A 21,609-nucleotide genomic window follows, 5' to 3' on the forward strand; every position below is an offset into this window, starting at 1 on the left:
GAGTTAGAGCGCCTTAGTTGGTTAGTTACACAAAAGAAAACAAGGAATAATAATGTCTAAGAAGGTTTACTGTATTGCTCAGTTTCTGCCAAAAGAGGGCAAACTGAAAGAGCTTTTCGAAGTACTAAAAGCGCTTGAGCCAAACACAATGCGTGAAGATGGGTGTATTCAGTACACAGTGACACGTCACCTGCAGAGCCCATTTGCTGAAGGTGAGAGCTACCCAATCGCATTCAACGAGATCTGGGCAGACAATGAAGCGTTTGAAGCGCACTGCCAACGTCGTGAAATTCAAGAGTTCTTCCAGCAGCAATGTGTTGAAGAGACTGGCCTAGTTGAGAAGTTCAATGTGTGTATCTACACCGATGAACCAGAGTACTACGACGCACCTGTTCTGAAATAAGCGAATTGCTTGTTATCAAATCGGTAATAAAAAAGGTTGACCATATGGCCAACCTTTTTTGTATCTGAAGCATTCGCTGCTTATTTAGCGAGGTAGTCGTTGATCGCTTTCTCAATACCTTTCGCATCTAAGCCAAGTTCTTCGTGCAGCTCACCTTGAGTGCCTTGAGCGATGAACTTATCTGGTAGACCAAGGTTCAATACTGGCATTGGCAGTTTCTCTTGCATCAAGAACTCTACCACACCTGCACCAGCACCACCGGCAATCGCATTCTCTTCAATCGTTACCAGAACGTCGTTTTCAGCGGCCAATTGTTTGATAAGTGCTTCATCGAGAGGTTTCACAAAGCGCATGTCAGCAACCGTTGCATCGATAGTATCAGCGGCTTGCAGTGCATTCTCAAGGAAAGTACCGAAGCTTAGGATTGCAACTTTCGAACCCTCTTTCTGCTGCTGGCTGCTACGAACGATACGGCCTTTACCAATCTCAAGTGCAGTAAATTCACTCTGAATCTTTGTGCCCATACCATTACCACGTGGGTAACGAACCGCACTTGGGCCATTATGCTGGTGGCCAGTGTATAGCATTTGACGACATTCGTTCTCGTCGCTTGGTGCCATGATCACCATGTTTGGAATGCAGCGCATAAAGCTTAAGTCGAACGCACCTTGGTGAGTCTGACCATCAGCACCCACAAGACCTGCACGGTCAATGGCGAACATCACAGGTAAATCCATGATAGCCACATCGTGAATAAGCTGATCGTAGCCACGTTGTAGGAAGGTCGAGTAGATAGCCACAATTGGCTTATTACCCGCAATCGCCATACCAGTTGCAAGCGTCACTGCGTGCTGTTCTGCGATAGCCACATCGAAGTACTGTTCTGGGTACTCTTTCGAGAATCGAACCATACCTGAGCCTTCACGCATCGCTGGAGTAATCGCCATCAGCTTAGGATCTTGCGCGGCCATATCACAAAGGAAGTCACCGAAGATCTTAGAGAAGGTCGGCTTGGCACTGGTGCTCTTTGGTAGGCTAGAGTGTGCAGGATCGAACTTAGGTACACCGTGGTAGCCAATCGGATCTTTTTCAGCTGGCTCGTAGCCTTTGCCTTTCTTGGTCATGATGTGCAGGAACTGAGGACCTTTTAGATCTCTCATGTTCTTAAGCGTTTTGATTAGCTCGTTAACATCGTGGCCATCAACTGGGCCGATGTAGTTGAAGCCAAGCTCTTCAAACATGGTTCCTGGAATTACCATGCCTTTAAGGTGTTCTTCAGTACGACGCACTAGCTCTTTAATCGGCGGAACGCCAGATAGCACTTTCTTGCCACCTTCACGAATTGACGTGTAAAGATTGCCAGAAAGAACCTGAGCTAAGTGATTGTTCAATGCACCCACGTTTTCAGAGATCGACATTTCGTTATCGTTAAGGATAACCAGCATGTCGTTGTGAACATCACCGGCGTGGTTCATAGCTTCGAATGCCATACCAGCAGTGATCGCACCATCACCAATCACGCTCACGACTTTACGATCTTTGCCCTCTTTTTTAGCACTGATTGCCATACCAAGAGCGGCACTGATAGATGTCGATGAGTGACCAACAGAAAGTGTGTCGTACTCGCTCTCTTCGCGCCAAGGGAAAGGGTGTAAGCCGTCTTTCTGGCGGATAGTCGATAAGCGGTCACGTCGACCAGTTAGAATTTTGTGTGGGTAAGCCTGATGGCCCACATCCCAAACCAACTGATCGAAAGGAGTGTTATATACATAGTGTAAAGCAACCGTCAGTTCCACCGTACCAAGGCCTGATGCCAAGTGACCGCTTGACTGGCTCACAGAGTTCAAGAGGTAGGTACGTAGCTCATCACAGAGCTGTGGAAGCGTCTCTTTTGGTAAAAGACGCAAATCCTCTGGCTTGTCAGCCAAAGCAAGAGTTGGGTACTTTGAAATATCAAGAGTCATAGGTAATGCGCGCTTATAGTCTTAGTTCTTGCGCTCGATGACATATCGGGCGAACTCTTCGAGTAACTGGGTATTGTATGGGATTGCGTCTAAAGCTTGAAGCGCTTCGTTCAATAGAGTTTGAGCTTTTTCTTGAGCGCCGTCCAATCCTAACAAAGAAGGGTAGGTGCTTTTGTTCAGTTCTTCATCAGAACCCTGTGGTTTACCAAGAGTCTCTGTATCACTAATGATATCGAGAATGTCGTCTTGAACCTGAAAAGCTAAACCAATCGCGTCGGCAAACTTATCAAGCTGCGGCAGCACCTCGAAGGCTTTCTCGCCCGCAGCCAGTGCACCCAAACGAATGGCACACTTCATCAATGCACCCGTTTTATTGCGATGGACTTCTTCCAGTTCTTGCAGCGAAATAGTGCGGTTCTCCGCTTCCAAATCGAGTGCTTGTCCAATGCACATACCTTGAGCACCAGAGGCTTCAGCTAGGCGTTGAATCATACGTACGCGGTTACTCTCTCCAGCAGCACTTAATGTGCCTTCTGCAAGTATAGTAAAGGCCAGCGTTTGTAGTGCATCACCGGTAAGAATAGCCGTGGCTTCGTCAAATTTAATGTGACAAGTTTGATGACCGCGACGCAGTTCGTCGTCGTCCATTGCTGGTAGGTCATCGTGAATTAATGAGTAGGCATGGATACACTCAATCGCTGATGCTGGTGTGTCTAGCTCTTCAGCGCTGCAGCCAAGCATTTCCCCTGTGATGTAGACAAGAAATGGACGTGCGCGTTTTCCACCTAGCAGTAAGCCATAACGCATAGCCTTGATTAGGTTTTGGTTTTGATGTGGAAGGCGATCAAGCCATTGGTTTAACTGCTCGTTATTACGTGCTTGATAAGACGTTAAAGTCTCGATCATAGGGGATCTCATACTATTCGTTATTCTGGTTGTGGGTTGAAGTCACTTAGCTCAGCATCTTCGTCGTTTTGAAGAAGAATGCTCACGCGCTGTTCAGCGTCGTTGAGTTTGCTTTGACCTGCACGAGCTAGTGCAATTCCACGCTCGAATTTCTTCAGCGCATCATCTAAAGCTAGATCACCATTTTCAAGTTGATCAACCAAGCCATCAAGCTCTTCAATCGCTGCTTCAAAGCTCATATTTTCCGGTTTCTTAGTAGCCATAATAGTTCTGCGTTTGGAAAGATGAACGAACGTTACCCTAGGGCGTAGAGATGGTCAAATGTAACCAATAAAATTTGCTAGAAAGTTTGTTTTATCGGGCGCTTGGCAGCCATATCGGTGCGACTATAGAAGTGCCACGTATGAGAAGACCTACTTCCGATGTGCTTACTTGTCATGCGAAGTTATTCATAAGTCTTAATGTCATTCAGACTCAAAAGTGTGATACTTAGGCCAAGAATTTTCTAAAAGATCTTATAGTCTTGCCGATAAGAAGATTATTCTCGAGGTAGAACAAGAAAAAGCATGAGGAGTGCTCAGTGGATTTAGCAACCCTAATAGGTTTAATTGGTGGATTTGCCTTCGTGATCATGGCGATGATCTTGGGCGGAAGCCTTGGGATGTTCTATGACACGACTTCGATCTTGATCGTGGTTGGTGGTTCAACCTTTGTGGTCTTGATGAAGTTCACAATGGGTCAGTTCTTTGGTGCTGCAAAGATTGCAGGTAAAGCCTTTATGTTCAAAGCTGATGAGCCAGAAGATCTGATCGCGAAAGTGGTTGAGATGGCAGATGCGGCACGTAAAGGTGGTTTTCTTGCACTCGAAGAGATGGAAATCAACAACAGCTTTATGCAGAAAGGCATCGACTTGCTAGTAGATGGCCACGATGCTGACGTCGTAAGAGCAGCACTGCAAAAAGATATTGCTCTAACCGATGAGCGTCATGAGCAGGGCGGTAAAGTGTTCAGCGCTTTCGGTGACGTTGCTCCGGCGATGGGTATGATTGGTACTCTGGTTGGTCTGGTTGCGATGCTTTCGAACATGGATGATCCAAAAGCGATCGGTCCTGCGATGGCGGTAGCACTTTTGACGACCCTTTACGGCGCGATCCTGTCTAACATGGTGTTCTTCCCGATTGCCGACAAACTGGCACTGCGTCGTGAACAAGAGACGCTAAACCGCCGACTAGTAATGGATGGCGTATTAGCGATTCAAGATGGTCAAAACCCACGTGTTATCGATGGTTACCTGAAGAACTACCTCAATGAGGGCAAACGTCTTCTAGATGGCGAAGCTGATTAAGGAGCTCGGTAATGGAAGAAGAAACTCCCTGTAAATGTCCGCCCCCCGGCTTACCTTTATGGATGGGTACCTTTGCTGACTTGATGTCACTGTTGATGTGTTTCTTCGTACTGCTGCTCTCTTTCTCGGAGATGGACGTACTGAAGTTTAAACAGATCGCCGGTTCGATGAAGTTTGCTTTTGGTGTACAAAACCGTTTGGAAGTGAAAGACATTCCAAAGGGGACCAGCATCATAGCGCAAGAGTTTCGTCCGGGGCGTCCAGAGCCGACACCGATCGATGTCATCATGCAGCAGACCATCGATATTACCCAGCAAACGCTAGAGTTTCATGAAGGGGAGTCTGAGCGTGCCGGTGGTACCATGCGTGACCAAGGTAAGATGACTGGCGGTAAGTCTCCAGAGACGTCGACTCACGACAACCAAAACTCTGAGTCAGAGAAGGAACAACAGCAGCAGTCTGAAGCGCAATCTCAAGAGATGGAAACCTTGATGGAGAGCATCAAGAAAGCCTTGGAACGCGAGATTGACCAAGGTGCAATCGAGGTTGAGAACCTAGGTCAACAGATTGTGATTCGAATTCGTGAGAAAGGAGCGTTCCCTGAAGGTTCGGCGTTCTTGCAACCTAAGTTCCGTCCTTTGGTAAGACAGGTGGCTGAGTTGGTGAAAGACGTACCAGGTATTGTTCGCATATCAGGACATACCGATAACCAACGCCTAGATTCAGAGCTGTACCGTTCAAACTGGGATCTATCATCTCAGCGAGCAGTATCGGTTGCTCAAGAGATGGAGAAGGTCAGAGGTTTCTCTCACCAGCGACTGCGAGTACGCGGCATGGCAGATACTGAGCCACTGGAGCCGAATGATACTGACTGGCAAAGAAGTCTTAACCGCCGAGTTGAGATCAGCATCATGCAGGGTGAACCACTCTACAGTGATGAAGTCCCAGTCGTGACTGAATAGAATCACTTCAAAAATAAAGCTTAAATCGAAAGCTCGAGTTATAGCGACTCGGGCTTTTTTGTGGGAAAACTAAACCTTTCACTGTGTTTAGCAGTACAAACTCTACAGGTTGAGTGCTTATTCCCTGTTGATGATAGGGTTAGGGCAAGCATTCTTTTCCTTGTATGACTTTCTCATGTATAATTCGCGCCCTTAGATTTAGATATGATCTATTCTTGCTTCAAGTGCTCGGTGAAATCTCAGTTTTTTGCTTAGCGCCGAGCCCCTTAAACTTGTTTAATGTTGTGAAAGTACTATGAAATTTATTGTTAAGCCCCATCCGGAAATTTTTGTAAAAAGTGAATCGGTGCGTAAGCGCTTCACAAGGATTCTAGAGTGCAACATTCGTAACGTTATCCAGCGTCGCTGTGAAAGCGTTGCGGTATTCAATCGTCGTGACCACATCGAAGTCACATCTGAGAGCGATAAGTACTACCCAGAAGTGCTTGAGATCCTGACTCAAACTCCAGGTATCCACCACTCTCTTGAAGTTCAACAGTCTGAATTCAAAGACCTACACGATATTTTCGAGCAGGTACTAGAGCGTAGCCGTGGTGACATCGAAGGTAAGACTTTCTCTGTTCGTGCCAAGCGTCGTGGTAAGCACGAGTTCACGTCTATCGAACTAGAGCGTTACGTTGGTGGTGGCCTAAACCAAGCGGTAGAATCGGCAAGCGTTAAGCTGAAAGATCCAGAAGTGACGGTTAAAGTAGAGATCGCAAACGACAAGCTTAACCAGATCATCGCCCGTCACAAGGGCCTAGGTGGTTTCCCTCTAGGTACTCAAGAAGACGTGTTGAGCCTGATTTCTGGTGGTTTTGACTCTGGCGTTTCAAGCTATCTGCACATCAAACGTGGTTCTAAAGTTCATTACTGCTTCTTCAACCTAGGCGGTCCTGCACACGAAATCGGTGTTAAGCAAGTGGCTCACTACCTGTGGAACAAGTTCGGTTCTTCTGCAAAAGTGAAATTCATCTCTATCGACTTCGAACCAGTAGTCGCTGAAATTCTTGAGAACGTTGAAGACGGCCAAATGGGCGTTGTACTTAAGCGTATGTTCATGCGTGCTGGTGGTATGGTTGCAGAGAAGTTTAAGATCGAAGCACTGGTTACAGGTGAAGCACTAGGTCAGGTATCAAGCCAAACGCTGACTAACCTACGTCACATTGATAACGTAACGGACACGCTGATCCTTCGTCCACTTATCAACTGGGACAAAGAAGACATCATCGACCTTGCTCGTAACATTGGTACTGAAGATTTCGCAAAAGTAATGCCTGAATACTGTGGTGTTATCTCTAAGAAGCCAACAGTAAAAGCGAAGAAAGGTAAGCTAGAAGCGGAAGAAGCGAAGTTTAACTTTGAAGTGCTTGAGCAAGTGATCGAGAACGCTCGCGTGATGGACATTCGTGACATCGAGAAAGAGAGCCAAGAGCAAGCGCCTGAAGTTGAGCAGGTTCAAGCTGTTGCTGAGCATGCAATCGTACTGGACATTCGTAGCCCTGATGAGGAAGACGAAAACCCACTAGAGATCGATGGCGTTGACGTGAAGCACCTGCCTTTCTACAAGCTCGCAACGCAGTTCGGTGACCTTGACCAGAGCAAAGAGTACCTACTGTACTGTGACCGTGGTGTTATGAGTCGTCTGCAAGCGCTTTACTTGCAAGAGCAAGGCTTCTCTAACGTGAAAGTGTACCGCCCTTAGATCACTCTCCACACATCATCTAAAAAGCCGCTATAACAGCGGCTTTTTTATTGGTCGTTGGAAACTGGATGTTCCAAGTAACTGAGCTCTAGGCTTTAGGAAAGTTCTGCGGAAATAGGGCTCTTGCTGCTTCTTCATCGATCGTCGATTTAAAATCGATACCACTCTCAATCTCACGCGCTTGGGCAACCGCTGGGCGTGCATTAATGCTCTCAAACCAACGTTTTAGGTTTGGGTATTCATCAAGCGCGTTGTCATCACCAAGAACAAATGGCGCTTTGTCTATCCAGCCCCAAGCCGCCATATCGACGATAGTGTATTCATCACCGACCATGTACGTCTTATCGGCCAGATGATTGTCTAGCACTTCATAGTGTCGCTGTGCTTCACGACGGTAGCGATTCTTTGCGTAAGGAAGATCTTCTGGCGCCGCCTTATGAAAGTGAACCGATTGACCTGAGAAAGGCCCTAGTCCTGATGCGATAAACATCAACCAAGAGAGCAACTCTCCGCGCGTTTGTGGCTGACCTGCAAACAGGCCGGTTTTCTCTGATAGATAAAGAAGGATTGCATTGGAATCGAAAATGCGTGTGCCGTCATCCTCAATCGCCGGGGTTTTTCCATTTGGGTTAACCAGGCGAAATTCCGGAGTGTGTTGCTCACCTTTGAGCGTATCGACTGGGACAAGCTCGTAGGCTAGACCTGTCTCTGCAAGATAGAGCGCAACTTTCATTGGGTTTGGGGTACGGTGGAAGTAGAACTTAATCATCAGTGAACTCCTAGTTCGTTATTTGTCTGCGGCACATCCGTGCTTGTGCATTGACTATAATTCAACCTGAACGTTCGTTCAAATTTAATTTGTAAGATTAACAAGAAGCCAGTCTGATTAAGAATGTTTCAATAAGGTGAGCTATTGATAAACTTATTGTTATTAAACGGTAGATAAAAAAACACCGCCATAAAGGCGGTGTAAAGAAATTTGACAGACAGGTCAAAATAAATACAGGAAGTAGATGCCTCGTTTTAGGGGATAACTAAAACAAAACATTTGGTAGAACTCTACCCAACTCGAAAAGTACGAGTTTGCAAACACAACATCGCAGTGACTAAGCCAATTGATTCAGAGAGAATCAAGCCGTTCAGGCTAGTGACTGCGGGAGGAAATATAGAATTTCTCTAGCCGCTAAGCAATGGACAAATTATAATGTTTCAGATAAAAAAAACTAATGTCATTTTAGAGAGTAACTATGTCTCGTCGATTACCCCCATTAAACTCCTTACGAGTGTTTGAAGCTGCGGCTAGACACTTGAGTTTTACGCGTGCTGCAGAAGAGTTGTTTGTTACTCAGGCTGCGGTGAGTCACCAGATAAAATCATTGGAAGAGTTCCTCTCCTTGAAGCTCTTTCGCCGCAGAAATCGCTCTTTACTGCTTACCGAAGAGGGGCAGAGCTATTTCTTAGACATTAAAGACATCTTCACATCGCTTGCTGAGGCGACTGATAAGGTGCTTGAGCGCAGTGAGAAGGGTGCATTGACCATCAGCTTGCCACCAAGCTTTGCGATTCAATGGTTGGTACCTCGTCTGGCGGACTTTAATCAACAAGAGCCTGATATTGACGTTCGTATCAAAGCGGTAGATATGGATGAAGGCTCACTGACAGACGATGTTGATGTCGCGATTTACTACGGGCGAGGTAATTGGCCGGGCCTACGTGCGGACAAACTTTATCAAGAATATCTGATCCCACTGTGTGCACCTTCAATTCTGTTGGGCAATAAACCATTAGAATCACTAAGTGATTTAGCATGTCATACGCTATTACATGATACCTCTCGTAAAGATTGGAAACAGTTTGCAAAACAAAATGGTATTGATGGGGTTAACGTTAATCACGGTCCTATCTTTAGCCATTCAACGATGGTGTTGCAAGCAGCCGCTCACGGCCAAGGTATCGCATTAGGCAACAACGTATTAGCGCAGCCTGAAATTGAGGCTGGGCGTCTAATCGCCCCGTTTGATGAAGTGTTAATTAGTAAAAACGCTTTCTATGTCGTGTGTCATGACAAACAGGCAGACATGGGACGTATTGCGACGTTCCGTGATTGGATGCTGGCGAAAGCACAAAGTGAACAAGAGGAACTGCTCGATGAATAATTGGCTTATCGATGGTGAAGAGCATAGCCAGTACACCTTTGTGTTTGCTCACGGTGCAGGCGCAGGTATGGATCATGAATTCATGCAGTCAGTCGCTAAGGGGCTGGCGTTTAAAGGCATTCGCGTGATTCGATTCAATTTCCCTTACATGATCAAACGTGCTGAAGATGGTAAACGTCGACCGCCAGATCGCGCGCCTAAGCTTTTAGAGGCGTATCAAGAGGTGATTGAGCAAGTCGATGCTCAGACACTGGTTATCGGCGGAAAATCGATGGGCGGGCGTATGGCCAGTCACTTGTCTGAACATGAGAAAGTGGCTGGCGTCGCTTGCTTGGGCTTTCCTTTCCATCCGCCGGGTAAACCGGATAAGTATAAAGGTGAGCACTTAGCTGAGCTGAGTAAAGCGTGCCTTATCCTACAGGGGGAACGCGATACCTTTGGTAAGCGTGAAGAGTTTCCTGCGTTTAATCTCTCTGACTCAGTTTCTGTTGAGTTTATTCCGGATGGTGACCATAGCTTCAAGCCGCGTAAGAGCTCAGGGCATACTGAACAGCAAAACATTGCATTAGCGGTCGAGAGACTGGCTAAGTTCATTAAAGGAGCTATCGATGAAAAGTAAGGGATTGCTTACCTTTGCGGGCGCATCTGGTGCGATTGCGGTGATGCTTGGGGCATTTGCAGCACACGGACTTAAATCTCAGCTAGCCCCTTATCTATTGGGTGTGTTCGAGACCGGTGTCTTGTATCAGTTCATCCATACCTTTGCGATTGTGGCGTGCGCTATCTTGCTTCAATTGAAACTTGGTGCTAAATCACAAAAATATTTTTTCATTGCGGCAATTTGCTTTATCATCGGCATCCTTTGTTTTAGTGGCAGCCTCTATGCGCTGGCGCTGACAGGAATTAAATGGTTTGGTCCAATAACGCCGTTAGGTGGACTACTATTTATCATTGGTTGGGGAGTCTTCTCCTTCGCTGCTTTGAATATAAAAGAGGTAACTCAGTGAAACACGTACTACTTTATTGTCGCTCTGGTTTTGAAAAAGAATGTGCTGGCGAAATTCAAGACAAAGCAACACAGCTGGAAGTGTTTGGTTTTCCTCGCTTAAAAAATAATACTGGCTTTGTATTGTTTGAGTGTTATCAAGATGGCGAAGCGGATCGTTTGATCAAAGAAATTGATTTCCAGTCGCTGATCTTTGCTCGTCAAATGCTAGCAGTAGCCGTTGAAATCAAAGATCTGCCAAAAGATGATCGTATCTCTCCAATCCTTGATGAGCTGGCAGACAAAGAAGGTTTCCCACGCTGTGGCGACATTCGTATCGAAACGCCTGATACTAACGAAGCGAAGGAGCTACTGAAGTTCTGTCGTAAGTTTACCGTGCCGATGCGTCAAGCAATGCGTGGCAAAGGCTTGATGACCGCGAAAGATAATCCGAAGAAGCCAGTACTTCATCTGTGTTTCATCGCTCCGGGTCACTGCTTTGTTGGTTACTCTTACCCGAACAACAATTCTCAGTTCTTCATGGGTATCCCACGCCTTAAGTTCCCTGCAGACGCGCCAAGCCGTTCAACGCTGAAACTTGAAGAAGCATTCCACGTATTCATTCCACGTGATGAGTGGGATGAGCGCCTTGCGCCGGGTATGTGGGGTGTCGACCTAGGTGCGTGTCCGGGCGGTTGGACTTACCAACTGGTGAAGCGCTCTATGTTCGTTCACTGTGTCGATAACGGCATGATGGCTGATAGCCTGATGGAAACAGGTCAAATCAAGCACCATATGGTGGATGGCTTTAAGTTCGAACCAGACCGTAAGAACGTTACTTGGATCATCTGTGACATGGTTGAGAAGCCTGCTCGTGTTGCACACCTCATGGGTGAGTGGATCATCAAAGGTTGGGCGAAAGAAGCACTGTTCAACCTCAAGCTTCCGATGAAAGGTCGCTATGATGAGGTTCTACAAGACATCGAGAACCTGAAGCAGTTCCTGATCGAAAACAAAGTGAAGTTTAAGATGCAGGCGAAGCACTTATACCATGACCGTGAAGAGATCACGGTACACATTCAGTCGCTTTCAAACATCTCTCCGCACTAATCGAAACAATGACGTTAAACGCTCCTATTTAGGAGCGTTTTTTGTTTATCGACCATCAACTTAGGACAATCGACTTAGTTACGGATGACGATAATCTGTGCCTACTCTGGTGTTGGCCACATCTCCCATAGCATTGCCTCCATTGAGTTTTCAACGTCGTCACTGGTATTGGCAAAGAAGTCTAAGTTGGTGCGCTGCTCTACGTCATCAATGGTCGTGACAAAGTTGACAAGTTCACTACCGGATACATCTCGGTGAGGCACGATAAACGCGATGGCATCGTTGTAATATGGGTCCAAGATAACTTTGTAAAATGCACTTGGGATGACAACACCATCTCCAATAGAGGCTTCATTGCCTTCATATATAGGCCCCGTCACGACATACAATTCTTGGTACTCGTTCGCGAGATCTCTTACGTGCTCCTCTAATAATCGCCAACCGACACGGTTAAAGCCAGGAAGTTGTGGAGACATGTTGCTTAACAGGAAGCTCTCTTGCATTGATTGTTGGCTGAAATCCATCGCTGCGGATGGCGCAAGATGTCCACGATCGTACCCTGATTTGGAATAGTCACTTAATGTGGATTGTGCATACTCGGGTAGCTCAGCATCAGCCTTGAAGTTATTACTGCGCTTGAATTGCGCATTAACGCTTTCCTTGGTGACATGATACGCCACCCAATCAGCATTCTTGGTTTGATAGTTGTAGCCTACTGCATATCCTGTCCGGCACAGCACTTGATCGCTGTTGTTAGAGGGCATGCCTTTAACAAGGTGTTCTCCACATGTTTCTGATGCGGAACTAAAAGGGGCGACATGCAGCAAGAGGGTTGTGAGTGAAATTAGTAGTATTTTTTTCATTGTGTTTCTCCTTATTGGAGCAATGAAAATAAATACTTATATCAACAAGACTGTGATGGCGGTTAAAAGTTAATCAGCACTTGGTAAGGTATTGATTAACTTTATTAAAAGCTTGTGAATGTAAAGGAGAACACAACAGGATTGATTAACATGCAATGAAGTTAATCAGGGCTGTTATTGAAGCGGATATCTTGAAGGTTGAACCCTAATTCGATGTCGGTTTTCAATGCAGAAACTTGCTTACAGACACGTGCTGACTCGATGTGTTCATCGAACTTTTTACGATACTTTTTCGGCAGGTCTTCAGCTTGGTAGGCCGCTTCAATATCTGGGTAACTGGTTAAGATCTCTTTAGCTGCCTTAGGTCCAACCCCTGGAATTCCCGGTACTTGACTAGAACTTACACCGGTTAAGCCCCAGTAATCTGCAAGCTGGCTCGGTTTAACCCCGAACTCAGCTTCGATAAAAGGCGTGTCTAACCAGCGATGTTGGAAATAATCGCGAATTTGTAGAGTAGGAGAGAGCAGCTGACAGTAGCCTTTATCGGTTGAGATAATGGTTACCGTTTGACCGCGGTCTGCTACTTTCTTGGCAAGCGTTGCGACCAAATCATCCGCTTCATCTCCATCGGATAACAGAGAGTCGATACCTAGATCCCACCAAGCTTGTTGAATGGCATCCAATCCTGCCATTAATGGCTCAGGCATTGGTTTACGGTTCTCTTTGTAGCTCGGTAGAATCTCTGCGCGCCAGCCACGATCTTGTAGATGGTGATCAAACACCGCAATGATATGACTTGGTTTCGACTCTTTGATGATGTTATTTAGCGTTCGCGTAGTTGTGGTGATGGTTCTTGCTATATCGCTTGGATCCGGCTGTGCAGAGTGAACGCGACGGATAAGGTTAAGAGCATCGATAATAACAAGATGGATAGACATAAGTTTCCAATAACTAAGCAATAAATAAAGGGGCGGATGAACTCGCCCCTTATAGTAACGTATCGCTTAAGCAGTTGAAATGCTCAGTGCGGAATGGTCAGTCGTTGTTTTGTGCAATCTTATAACACGGTACGTAATCGGTGCCGCCCGGTAGCTTCATACGATGCTGCTCGACAAAGTCGTTGAGCAGTCTATCCATTTTCGCCATTAACGCTTTATCGCCATCAATGATGAATGGGCCGTGCTTTTCAATCTCTAGAATGCCTTCTGCCTTGACGTTACCCGCCACAATGCCAGAGAAGGCTTTACGTAGATTTGCTGCTAAGTTTTCTGCCTTCTGATCCATGTGCAGATCGAGCGCCGCCATAGACTCATGAGTTGGGTCAAATGGCAGTTGGAACTCAGGCTCAATGTGCAGTGACCAGTTATAGCTGTACGCATCTCCGGTCTCTTTACGGTGTGAACGCACTGCTGGCATCGCTTGCTTCATGATTTTCGCCGCTTTAGCAGGATCATCAATCACGATCTCATAGTGTTTCTGCGCTTCTTCACCCAATGTCTCACCGATAAAGCGATCAATAGAGCGGAAATACTCTTCACTCTCTTTCGAACCCGTTAGCACAATCGGCATTGGCTGATCGGCATTGTTAGGGTGCATCATGATACCTAGGATATAGAGTAGCTCTTCCGCAGTACCCGGACCACCAGGGAAGATGATGATGCCATGCGCCATACGAACAAAGGCTTCGAGACGCTTCTCGATGTCCGGCATGATCACCAACTCATTCACAATTGGGTTTGGCGGCTCAGCAGCAATGATCGACGGCTCGGTTAAGCCAAGGTAACGGTGCTCAGTGTAACGCTGCTTAGCATGACCAATGGCCGCACCTTTCATTGGGCCTTCCATCGCGCCGGGACCACAACCAGTACAGATATTGAGTTCACGCAGACCAAGCTCGTTGCCCACTTCGCGCGTGTACTGGTATTCGCTGGCATTGATGGAGTGACCGCCCCAGCAAACAACCAAGTTAGGTTCAATACCCGGCGTTAATGCGCCTGCGTTTCTCAAGATACCAAATACCAAGTTGGTGATATGGGTGGCATTGGTCAGGTTGAGCCTTTGGTTATCGGCAAGGTGCATGTTGACGTAGACAATGTCACGTAACACCGAGAATAGATGTTCTTGAATACCCTTGATGATCTCGCCATCAACAAAGGCGTGCTCAGGCGGATTGTGCAGCTCGAGCTTAATGCCGCGCTCGCGCCTTACCACCTCAACATCGAAAGAGAGGTATTTATCCAGCAGCTCTTTCGAGTTGTCGGTGTGGCTGCCAGAGTTAAGTACCGCTAGGGTACAGTTACGATACAGTTGGTATAGATCACTGGATGCGGTTTTCTTAAGGCGCTCAACTTCAAGTTGAGAGAGTAAATCCATGCTACCGGCAGGACTGATATGAGTGATCATAGTGCCTCCTTGTTGAATAAGAGTTGGGGAGACAAGATGCAACGTCACCCTCAAACTCGGGAGTAGTGAAGCAAGGTATACAAAGCCAGAGGGCGTTTGATGATAATCACGTTATTCTATGCCTTGCTAAATGGTCTTGGCACAGGCTTGATCGCCAGAAAAGGCTTGTTAAGCAAATGTTAACCATTAGCTTAGCAAATATTTTCCTATTTGGTATGTGATAAGTATTTGAAAAAGAGAAATAATTTCTCGGAGAGAGACAGTTATTGCCAAACGAGCTGGTTAGTACCGCGCTGTTTTGCCTTAGTTAGGATGCGATTTAGGCGTTCAAGCACCTCTTCAGGCGTATCCGATTGGCTGAATTGAGTACTTGCCGCACACAGCGTGATGGTGATCTGCTGATCACGGAATTTAAATGGTAGTCGGCTGACTTGTGTCTGAATGTTCTGAATAACTTGATGGCAGTATTCATCGTTCTGCTCTGGCAGTAGCAGAATAAACTCTTCACCTGAGAAACGCGCTACGGTATCAGTTTTAGACAGCTCTTTGGTCATAGTGCGAGCGATGATTTTCAGGGCTTTATCACCAGCGGTGTAACCAAAGCTATCGTTGATGGCTTTAAAGTTATCGATATCAAGCAGAACCACACGCAGCGAGTGCTGAGCACGAATCCAACGGCGATACTCTAACTCGAGGCGGTCGGTAAATGCGGTACGGTTGTAGACCTTAGTCAGTGGGTCAAGCAACATACGCTGCGCCTGATCTTCAAGGCGACGGCGGTAGTCTTGGGTCACTTCGTACAGGGAATCAAGTTGGGTCTTGCCGTAGCTCATGCGATCGATCAGAGCCTGCTCTTTTTGCTCGGCGTGACTAAGCCTTTCAGAAAGCGATGCGATCTCATTCAACAGTGGGGTGATAGACTGCTTAAGTACTTGAATATCTGTAGCTTGTTCGACAGATTGTTGGCTCTTTCCTACTAGATTACCGAGTTCATTGTTAAGGCTCTGGCGGTGTTCAAAGTAGGTTTGGCTTTGGTCACTGTTTTGGTCGGCTGTTTTAATGCTTGCTGAGAGAGACGCGTTCAGCTGTTCAATGAACTGTTCTGACTTTTTACGCTCTAGGTTAGTCCCTTCAATCACCAGTTTTAGCACTTGTAGTGTCAGTTCAAACAGGTTTTCAGTCGTAACACCTAGGAGCAGCTTGGCACGGATATCAATTAACAAGTCACCAGATTCACCCTCAAAATCGAGTTCAGTGATCAGGTGTTGCAGTTCCGTTGAAAGATCAGAGAGTACTGCTTGTTCTGGAGAGTTATCGGCGTCAGAAAAATGAGAACGGGAATTAGTCGCCATGATTTTCACTGCACGCTCGTAGATACTGAGCAGTTTCATTGCATGGTCGATTTTCTGACTGCCATTGCCTTCAGAAAAACTCAGTAGATTACGCAAGTCGCGTTTAATTTGAGCCGGTAGGCCCGTTACGCGCTGCAGAGTTTCACCACTGTGCTTGATGCTTTCGTCTAAATATCCGTTCTGTTTTTCCATAGCCACCGTTTTTTGTTTTAGCATGCGCTCCAAAACAGCCAACTTCGGAATCATTGAGCTGACATCTTTCTGTTTTTGCAGCGCTTCCCTAAGGGCGATTAAATTTTCATCAAGGTGGTCATTGGTGCCGACACAAGCATCGCTTAACGATGTGACAATACGTTTAAGGACCTTTTGCTCACGTATGAACTTGAACGAGGTGTCTCTCTGATTCAGACGCGCCTGATCTAGCTGAGTTTTCAGTTGATGCAGCTGAGCCTGTATGTCTTGTTCGAGAATGCCCATAGGTCAATAAATTAGTGCCACGTAGATCGATTACGATCGCTTAGATGAAATGCCAATCTATCGATAATAACAAAACTAAAAATAAGGTCACTGTTTCGAACGATTAACCGCTCGCAAATCACTCATCTTTTAGCATTTTTTTGATATTGTCCTCATTCTGATAAGAGGATTGTATTTTTATTAACCCTTGATTAATAGCGATTTTACACGCTTCTCTTATGTTACCAGTTGCAAGGCTCGCTGCTGGTGCGTTGTCGATAGCCTTCAAATAGACCCATTGACTGCTGCGTTCTTTAAGGCTCACTTCACGCGCAATGTTGGTCGACATCAGCAGCACATCGAGTAGCTCTTGGTCATTGATAGCGGTATAGGCGCGCGGTAAGAATGGGTAGTCAGCAATACCGACGCGAATGGTACGATTCATATTACGCTCTGGTTCAAAGTCAGAGATCCAAGATTGAATCTTGCGGAACATCGCCTCTGGAGATGCATCACGGTCTGAATTTGGCTCGATGTATAACAAATTCGCATCAGAGAAGTGATAAATACGTGACGGCCCATCAAGCTTGGTTTTCAGATATTCGCCAAACGCATCTTCGAGCTCAAGACCTGCTTTATAACCATTTTGTGTGTACATGTTGCGCAGGAATGGCAGGTCAATCATCACAAAACGCAGGCGGTCATTTAGCGGCTCATGAATGAGTTCACCAAGCTGCCACTGCTCGAAAGTCTGGCTGGTCTGTTCAAGTGAATTAGACAGCTTGGCATTGAGCATTCTTAGGTTTGGCAGTTTAGAACGCGAGTGAGTAAAGAGGTCAGTACTCAGGCGATCATTTTCTCTGACTTGGCTCTGAATGATGTAGCCACGGCGTAGCACAAAGAAAAATAAGATGATGCTGAATAGGAATAGCGCAAAAGAGATCTTCTGAAATTTACGATGCTCCTCTTTGTACAGCTCTAGCTCTTCAGCTTGTCCGGCATAGTGCAGAGTACGCTCAGCAAACTCTTTCTGCTGGCGGAATGCATCTTCACTGATTCGGTTGAGGTTCTGCTGCTCAAGTGAGATCAGAGAGGTGTATTGTTTGAGGTTCTCGAGCGCCTTTTGAGGCTGTTGTGCCTGTTCATAACCCAACGAAAGTAGGTGGTATGAGCGCTGTGACAGACGCATATTCTCAACTTGTCGTGAGATATCCAGTGCACGCTGAGCGTATTTGATCACCTGGTCACTGTCTTGAAGGTGGTAAGCAAGCCCTGCTGAAAGCAAAGCCGCACGACCTTCGAGTTTTAGGTTGTCTGTGTACTCAAGCAGTTCAAGCGCTCGCGACAGATATTGCTCTGCCAATGGGTAGTTGTAAAGGCGTAGGTAAGTCGCCGATAGACTCAGACGAATATCAATGACTTGGTTAATATCGCGGTCGGTACTCTCATGATCCAAAACGTTGAAGAAGTGGACTAGAGCGAGGTTGTACTTACCTTGGAAGTAGTACACATCACCCATCTTTTTCAATACTTGAGCCAGAATCGGTGAGTTTTCGAAGTTGTCATAAAAGTCGGCTGCTTGTGAAAGATGCTCAACCGCCTTATCCAAAACCTGTCTTTCAAAAAAGAGCTGTGCTAATAAGCGGTTCACCTTGGCCAAACGTGCACTCAGGTTTCCTTCAACCGATTTCCAATATCCGTAAAGTAACTCCGACAGCGCGTGGTTGTACTCTTTGTGTGTCAGATAAAACTCACCCACCGCAATGTGGTAGTCGATGGTCACTTTCTCAGAGTAGCGTTGGTCTAGAAAGGCTTTAGCACGTTGATATAGGCTTTCAGCTTCATCAATCTGGTTCTCGTATGAAGCGATTTCAGCCTTAAGCATAATTAAGCGGTAGGTAATGCCTTCGGTCAAACGCAGGGTTTGGCTGATCGATTGGAGACTTGCTTCAATGCTAGTCAGTACTTCTTTGGCTTGCGCTGATTTACGGTTATTAAGCCACAACAAGCGCGTCTTTAAGATCTCAAGGTCAAGCTCCAAGTACTGAAGCTTGTAGGTCTTTGCTAGTTCGCTTGCAGTTTCGATATGTTGAATCGCGGTGCGTGTATGCCCTAAGTTGAACTCTGCCTTAGCAAGGATTTTGTAGGCATCAATACTGCTATTCGGGGTACGAATGGAAGAGTCCGTCTCTTCGCGAGAAATGGCGGATGGGCTTTTCTCGCTTTGATCCGAAAGGACACGAAGCGTTAGATAACTGTTGGCCATCTGTTTGGCTCGGCTTGGTTCTATCTCAACCAAGTTATTGGCTTCGTTAAGTAGAGCCGATGAGTATACCGAGGCGCTAACAGAAGCACTTAAGCTAACAAGCAGCAGGCCAATAAAAGTTAACCAACGCATTTTATTTTCCTTTAAGTCGAACTGTAGATATAAAGACGAAATACAGAGTTAGAGGCGAAATCTTCCAATGATTTACTGACGAGCCATACGCATGTTGTGAGCAGGTTTATCCTGTTCTGTTGAGCGGTATGGGTTGATGTCTAAGCCGCCACGACGAGTATAACGAGCAAACACTGTCAGCTTGGTTGGTGCACAGTACTTCATGATGTCAGTGAAGATGCGCTCCACACACTGCTCGTGGAACTCGTTGTGCTCGCGGAAAGAGACAAGATAACGCAGCAGGGCTTCACGGTTGATTTTTGAACCTGTGTAGGCAATCTCAACACTGCCCCAGTCTGGCTGATTGGTGATCAGACAGTTAGATTTTAAAAGGTGGCTATGAAGAGTCTCTTCAACGTGCTCTTGCTCTGCCGCACCTTCCAAGATTGATGCTTCGAAGTCGTAGCTAGTGATCTCAATATCTTGATCATCAATGCAATCGCCTTGCATAGTAACAATCGGTTGATTGGTGTAATCAGTCACCTTGTTTACGTTAACCAGTACTGTTTCACCTGCACACGCTGACAAGTCTTGAGTCAGGCGCTCAGTTACCGCTTCCCAATCAGAGAAACGAGTTTGGTTGTAGCTATTTAGGTACAGCTTGAAAGATTTTGATTCAATGAGATTCGGACTTGTCGCTGGAATGAAAACTTCACCCACAGCCACCTGAGGTAGACCTTTGTCATTCAGCCATGATAGCTCATACATAGTCCAGATATCGTGACCAATGAATGGCAGTTCGTCGCCTAAAGCGAGGTCATCACGGTTCAAGCTACGTGGAACAGGCTGCAGTAGGCTGGCATCGTATTGGTTAGCGTACTCAGTTTTTTGACCTAGGGTTAAACCCGCTAGCTCTTTAGCGTCAGAATATTTGCTCATACTTTCGTTTCAAATTCGATTAGAATGGGGGCGATTTTACTGAATCCCCATTACTGTGTCATTAGGTCATCGCTTAATCGACGTGGAAAGGTGCCCGATTCTAATTATTATTTTCGCTTTAGGAGATTTTCATGACTCAACGTGCCCAAGACGCACTACTTTCATTCAGTCAGCAGTATGTCGATGCTTGGCAGCAGCAACATCAATCTTTACCTCGTAGTGAAGAGCTAGCAGATCTGGTTTCTCCATGCGTTGAAGAAAAGTTGTCGGGTGCTGTGTTATGGAAAAACTATCCTCGCGAGCAACATGCAGATTTTACCAACGTTGAAAATGGTATTGAATTATCACTGCATGAAGATATTAAGACATTCTACGGCGCGCAATACAGTGCAGACATGGATGCGACCTTTGATGGCAACCCTTTGACACTACTACAAGTTTGGAGCGATGAAGACTTTGTTCGTCTTCAAGAAAACATTCTTGGGCACCTAGTGACTCAGCGCCGTCTAAAGCTTAAGCCTACGGTATTTATTGCCGCAACAGATGCCGATATGGACGTGATCTCTATCTGTAACCTAACAGGTAATGTCATTCTTGAGCGCCTTGGTACCAGCAACCGTGATGTACTGACAGAGACGCTGGCTGAATTTTTAGAGAAATTGGAACCGGCTGTTTAAGATGTACGTTGTAGAACTTCAATTTGAGTGTTTTGATAACACCACTATTAGCGCGGTCGATAAGGCAATCAATGGTCTGATGGATGCGCTGCGTTATAACGGGCAGGTACTAGGCCGTGAGTTCCCGGTTGTGATGGGCGAGGGTGAGTTCTTTGTTCGTGTTGTTTGCCCTGAACAAGATAGCCTACACCCAAGAAACCACTCAGATTTTGTGAAGGTTTGCTTTAACCGATTATCCGAAGCAAGCTTGCTAGCGCCGAAAATGCGCATGCTTGGCCGCGACCTAAACTCCGAAGAAGCAGCTGAAGAAGAACAGCCAAGCTGGCAAGTGCTTTATACCACTTATGTTCATACCTGCTCGCCACTGCGTAGCGGTGAAACCTTGTTGCCAATCCCACTTTATCGCAATCCGCCAACTTCCAACGGTGACCATAAAGCGGTAGTGAAGTGGCAAACTGAGTGGCAGGCGTGTGACGAAATTCAGATGGCTGGTGGCTGTCGTGCTGAGCACGCGGCGCTGCATGAAATTTGCGATGCTGACAGTGTGCTGTTCAAGCGCGGTTGGGATCTACGAGGTCGTTTAGAGTACTTGTCAAAAGTGCCGACATACTACTATCAGTACCGAGTCGGCGGTAAGAGTCTTGCGGATGAGCAAGCGAGAAAGTGCCCGAAGTGTGGTGGTGAGTGGCTGTTAGATGAACCGCTTCACGATATTTTCCATTTCAAATGTGATGACTGTCGTATCGTTTCCAATATGTCATGGGATCATATCAAGTAGCTCTTTAAGTTGAGGTGTGTGTAAGTAATCACTATCAACTTGGTCATTATTTTAAAAGCCCTTGCACTATGGTGTGAGGGCTTTTTCTTTGCCCTGTTTTCTCTTTTTATATTAATGTCTTAGTTGCATATCTCTGTTTTTATTTCCCGTCCCTTCGTTTCTTAAATCGACAAAAAATATTCATTCCAA

At 46.2% G+C, this 21,609-nt stretch carries 20 protein-coding genes; 10 read left to right on the forward strand and 10 right to left on the reverse strand.

The genetic code is table 11. From position 1 onward, the window contains the following. Nucleotides 1–52: 52 nt before the first annotated feature. Nucleotides 53–403 carry a putative quinol monooxygenase gene (locus tag AC6R05_RS02850; protein WP_500646551.1) on the forward strand — a complete coding sequence of 117 codons (351 nt, stop codon included), beginning with the start codon at nucleotides 53–55 and terminating at the stop codon, nucleotides 401–403. Nucleotides 404–483: 80 nt separating this feature from the next. On the opposite strand, the gene dxs is transcribed toward AC6R05_RS02850, so the two are convergent. Genes dxs through xseB form a run of 3 tightly spaced genes read right to left on the reverse strand, consistent with a single transcriptional unit; the run spans nucleotide 484 to nucleotide 3,536 of the window. Continuing rightward, complete coding sequence (gene dxs, locus AC6R05_RS02855; protein ID WP_500646552.1) at nucleotides 484–2,367, reverse strand: 1-deoxy-D-xylulose-5-phosphate synthase; 1,884 nt, start codon at nucleotides 2,365–2,367, stop codon at nucleotides 484–486. Nucleotides 2,368–2,388: 21 nt separating this feature from the next. Next, entirely contained in the window at nucleotides 2,389–3,273 is an 885-nt protein-coding gene (ispA, locus tag AC6R05_RS02860; RefSeq protein WP_032551644.1) for a (2E,6E)-farnesyl diphosphate synthase, read from the reverse strand. Nucleotides 3,274–3,293: 20 nt separating this feature from the next. Beyond that, nucleotides 3,294–3,536 carry an exodeoxyribonuclease VII small subunit gene (gene xseB / locus AC6R05_RS02865; protein ID WP_032551645.1) on the reverse strand — a complete coding sequence of 81 codons (243 nt, stop codon included), beginning with the start codon at nucleotides 3,534–3,536 and terminating at the stop codon, nucleotides 3,294–3,296. 317 nt (nucleotides 3,537–3,853) lie between these two features. Here xseB and pomA point away from each other — a divergent pair, with 317 nt between their 5' ends. The 3 genes from pomA (at nucleotide 3,854) to thiI (ending at nucleotide 7,324) form a co-directional block, all read left to right on the forward strand. Next, on the forward strand, nucleotides 3,854–4,618 hold the full coding sequence (pomA, locus tag AC6R05_RS02870) for a flagellar motor protein PomA (RefSeq protein ID WP_032551647.1): 765 nt from the start codon (nucleotides 3,854–3,856) through the stop codon (nucleotides 4,616–4,618). Nucleotides 4,619–4,629: 11 nt separating this feature from the next. Then, nucleotides 4,630–5,580, forward strand: a complete 951-nt coding sequence (locus tag AC6R05_RS02875; protein ID WP_032551648.1) for a flagellar motor protein MotB — start codon at nucleotides 4,630–4,632, stop codon at nucleotides 5,578–5,580. A gap of 295 nt (nucleotides 5,581–5,875) precedes the next feature. Next, entirely contained in the window at nucleotides 5,876–7,324 is a 1,449-nt protein-coding gene (gene thiI, locus AC6R05_RS02880) for a tRNA uracil 4-sulfurtransferase ThiI (protein ID WP_032551649.1), read from the forward strand. Nucleotides 7,325–7,412: 88 nt separating this feature from the next. Here the strand turns inward: thiI and AC6R05_RS02885 are convergent, their stop codons facing one another. After that, nucleotides 7,413–8,093, reverse strand: a complete 681-nt coding sequence (locus AC6R05_RS02885) for a glutathione S-transferase family protein (protein WP_500646553.1) — start codon at nucleotides 8,091–8,093, stop codon at nucleotides 7,413–7,415. 478 nt (nucleotides 8,094–8,571) lie between these two features. Here AC6R05_RS02885 and AC6R05_RS02890 point away from each other — a divergent pair, with 478 nt between their 5' ends. Genes AC6R05_RS02890 through rlmM form a run of 4 tightly spaced genes read left to right on the forward strand, consistent with a single transcriptional unit; the run spans nucleotide 8,572 to nucleotide 11,575 of the window. Then, nucleotides 8,572–9,480 (forward strand): transcriptional regulator GcvA, encoded by a 909-nt coding sequence (locus tag AC6R05_RS02890; protein ID WP_032551652.1) that lies wholly within the window; start codon nucleotides 8,572–8,574, stop codon nucleotides 9,478–9,480. Continuing rightward, on the forward strand, nucleotides 9,473–10,099 hold the full coding sequence (locus tag AC6R05_RS02895; protein WP_500646554.1) for an alpha/beta fold hydrolase: 627 nt from the start codon (nucleotides 9,473–9,475) through the stop codon (nucleotides 10,097–10,099). Before AC6R05_RS02890 ends, AC6R05_RS02895 begins: the two co-directional genes overlap by 8 nt. Continuing rightward, nucleotides 10,089–10,487: a DUF423 domain-containing protein gene (locus tag AC6R05_RS02900; protein WP_390518725.1), complete on the forward strand. Its 399-nt coding sequence runs from the start codon at nucleotides 10,089–10,091 to the stop codon at nucleotides 10,485–10,487. The genes AC6R05_RS02895 and AC6R05_RS02900 overlap by 11 nt, the downstream gene beginning before the upstream one ends. Continuing rightward, nucleotides 10,484–11,575: a 23S rRNA (cytidine(2498)-2'-O)-methyltransferase RlmM gene (rlmM, locus tag AC6R05_RS02905; RefSeq protein ID WP_150869153.1), complete on the forward strand. Its 1,092-nt coding sequence runs from the start codon at nucleotides 10,484–10,486 to the stop codon at nucleotides 11,573–11,575. Before AC6R05_RS02900 ends, rlmM begins: the two co-directional genes overlap by 4 nt. A gap of 101 nt (nucleotides 11,576–11,676) precedes the next feature. On the opposite strand, the gene AC6R05_RS02910 is transcribed toward rlmM, so the two are convergent. The 6 genes from AC6R05_RS02910 to queF form a co-directional block, all read right to left on the reverse strand. Then, nucleotides 11,677–12,438 carry a DNA/RNA non-specific endonuclease gene (locus AC6R05_RS02910; protein WP_500646555.1) on the reverse strand — a complete coding sequence of 254 codons (762 nt, stop codon included), beginning with the start codon at nucleotides 12,436–12,438 and terminating at the stop codon, nucleotides 11,677–11,679. A gap of 161 nt (nucleotides 12,439–12,599) precedes the next feature. After that, nucleotides 12,600–13,376, reverse strand: coding sequence for a flap endonuclease Xni (gene xni / locus AC6R05_RS02915; RefSeq protein WP_150869152.1), 777 nt, complete (start codon nucleotides 13,374–13,376; stop codon nucleotides 12,600–12,602). Between the two features lie 97 nt (nucleotides 13,377–13,473). After that, nucleotides 13,474–14,841 carry a nucleotide 5'-monophosphate nucleosidase PpnN gene (gene ppnN, locus AC6R05_RS02920; RefSeq protein ID WP_032551658.1) on the reverse strand — a complete coding sequence of 456 codons (1,368 nt, stop codon included), beginning with the start codon at nucleotides 14,839–14,841 and terminating at the stop codon, nucleotides 13,474–13,476. A gap of 263 nt (nucleotides 14,842–15,104) precedes the next feature. After that, nucleotides 15,105–16,670 carry a GGDEF domain-containing protein gene (locus AC6R05_RS02925; RefSeq protein ID WP_390518732.1) on the reverse strand — a complete coding sequence of 522 codons (1,566 nt, stop codon included), beginning with the start codon at nucleotides 16,668–16,670 and terminating at the stop codon, nucleotides 15,105–15,107. Between the two features lie 118 nt (nucleotides 16,671–16,788). Then, nucleotides 16,789–19,047 (reverse strand): tetratricopeptide repeat protein, encoded by a 2,259-nt coding sequence (locus tag AC6R05_RS02930; RefSeq protein ID WP_500646556.1) that lies wholly within the window; start codon nucleotides 19,045–19,047, stop codon nucleotides 16,789–16,791. Nucleotides 19,048–19,119: 72 nt separating this feature from the next. Continuing rightward, nucleotides 19,120–19,965, reverse strand: a complete 846-nt coding sequence (gene queF / locus AC6R05_RS02935) for an NADPH-dependent 7-cyano-7-deazaguanine reductase QueF (protein WP_150869150.1) — start codon at nucleotides 19,963–19,965, stop codon at nucleotides 19,120–19,122. Between the two features lie 131 nt (nucleotides 19,966–20,096). Here queF and syd point away from each other — a divergent pair, with 131 nt between their 5' ends. Beyond that, on the forward strand, nucleotides 20,097–20,642 hold the full coding sequence (gene syd / locus AC6R05_RS02940; protein WP_032551662.1) for a SecY-interacting protein: 546 nt from the start codon (nucleotides 20,097–20,099) through the stop codon (nucleotides 20,640–20,642). Nucleotide 20,643: 1 nt separating this feature from the next. Next, entirely contained in the window at nucleotides 20,644–21,420 is a 777-nt protein-coding gene (locus AC6R05_RS02945) for a Zn-ribbon-containing protein (RefSeq protein ID WP_150869149.1), read from the forward strand. Nucleotides 21,421–21,609: the final 189 nt, after the last annotated feature.

The sequence above is a fragment of the Vibrio sp. R11-SG3-ISO9 genome (assembly GCF_059834255.1).

Excerpts from the sequence above, each read along its gene's own strand:
- xseB (WP_032551645.1), bottom strand. The coding sequence starts at position 3,536 with ATGGCTACTAAGAAACCGGAAAATATGAGCTTTGAAGCAGCGATTGAA.
- AC6R05_RS02925 (WP_390518732.1), bottom strand. The coding sequence starts at position 16,670 with ATGGGCATTCTCGAACAAGACATACAGGCTCAGCTGCATCAACTGAAA.
- ispA (WP_032551644.1), bottom strand. The coding sequence starts at position 3,273 with ATGATCGAGACTTTAACGTCTTATCAAGCACGTAATAACGAGCAGTTA.
- AC6R05_RS02890 (WP_032551652.1), top strand. The coding sequence starts at position 8,572 with ATGTCTCGTCGATTACCCCCATTAAACTCCTTACGAGTGTTTGAAGCT.
- AC6R05_RS02885 (WP_500646553.1), bottom strand. The coding sequence starts at position 8,093 with ATGATTAAGTTCTACTTCCACCGTACCCCAAACCCAATGAAAGTTGCG.
- AC6R05_RS02895 (WP_500646554.1), top strand. The coding sequence starts at position 9,473 with ATGAATAATTGGCTTATCGATGGTGAAGAGCATAGCCAGTACACCTTT.
- AC6R05_RS02930 (WP_500646556.1), bottom strand. The coding sequence starts at position 19,047 with ATGCGTTGGTTAACTTTTATTGGCCTGCTGCTTGTTAGCTTAAGTGCT.
- AC6R05_RS02910 (WP_500646555.1), bottom strand. The coding sequence starts at position 12,438 with ATGAAAAAAATACTACTAATTTCACTCACAACCCTCTTGCTGCATGTC.
- syd (WP_032551662.1), top strand. The coding sequence starts at position 20,097 with ATGACTCAACGTGCCCAAGACGCACTACTTTCATTCAGTCAGCAGTAT.
- queF (WP_150869150.1), bottom strand. The coding sequence starts at position 19,965 with ATGAGCAAATATTCTGACGCTAAAGAGCTAGCGGGTTTAACCCTAGGT.
- thiI (WP_032551649.1), top strand. The coding sequence starts at position 5,876 with ATGAAATTTATTGTTAAGCCCCATCCGGAAATTTTTGTAAAAAGTGAA.
- ppnN (WP_032551658.1), bottom strand. The coding sequence starts at position 14,841 with ATGATCACTCATATCAGTCCTGCCGGTAGCATGGATTTACTCTCTCAA.
- AC6R05_RS02900 (WP_390518725.1), top strand. The coding sequence starts at position 10,089 with ATGAAAAGTAAGGGATTGCTTACCTTTGCGGGCGCATCTGGTGCGATT.
- xni (WP_150869152.1), bottom strand. The coding sequence starts at position 13,376 with ATGTCTATCCATCTTGTTATTATCGATGCTCTTAACCTTATCCGTCGC.
- AC6R05_RS02945 (WP_150869149.1), top strand. The coding sequence starts at position 20,644 with ATGTACGTTGTAGAACTTCAATTTGAGTGTTTTGATAACACCACTATT.
- dxs (WP_500646552.1), bottom strand. The coding sequence starts at position 2,367 with ATGACTCTTGATATTTCAAAGTACCCAACTCTTGCTTTGGCTGACAAG.
- AC6R05_RS02875 (WP_032551648.1), top strand. The coding sequence starts at position 4,630 with ATGGAAGAAGAAACTCCCTGTAAATGTCCGCCCCCCGGCTTACCTTTA.
- AC6R05_RS02850 (WP_500646551.1), top strand. The coding sequence starts at position 53 with ATGTCTAAGAAGGTTTACTGTATTGCTCAGTTTCTGCCAAAAGAGGGC.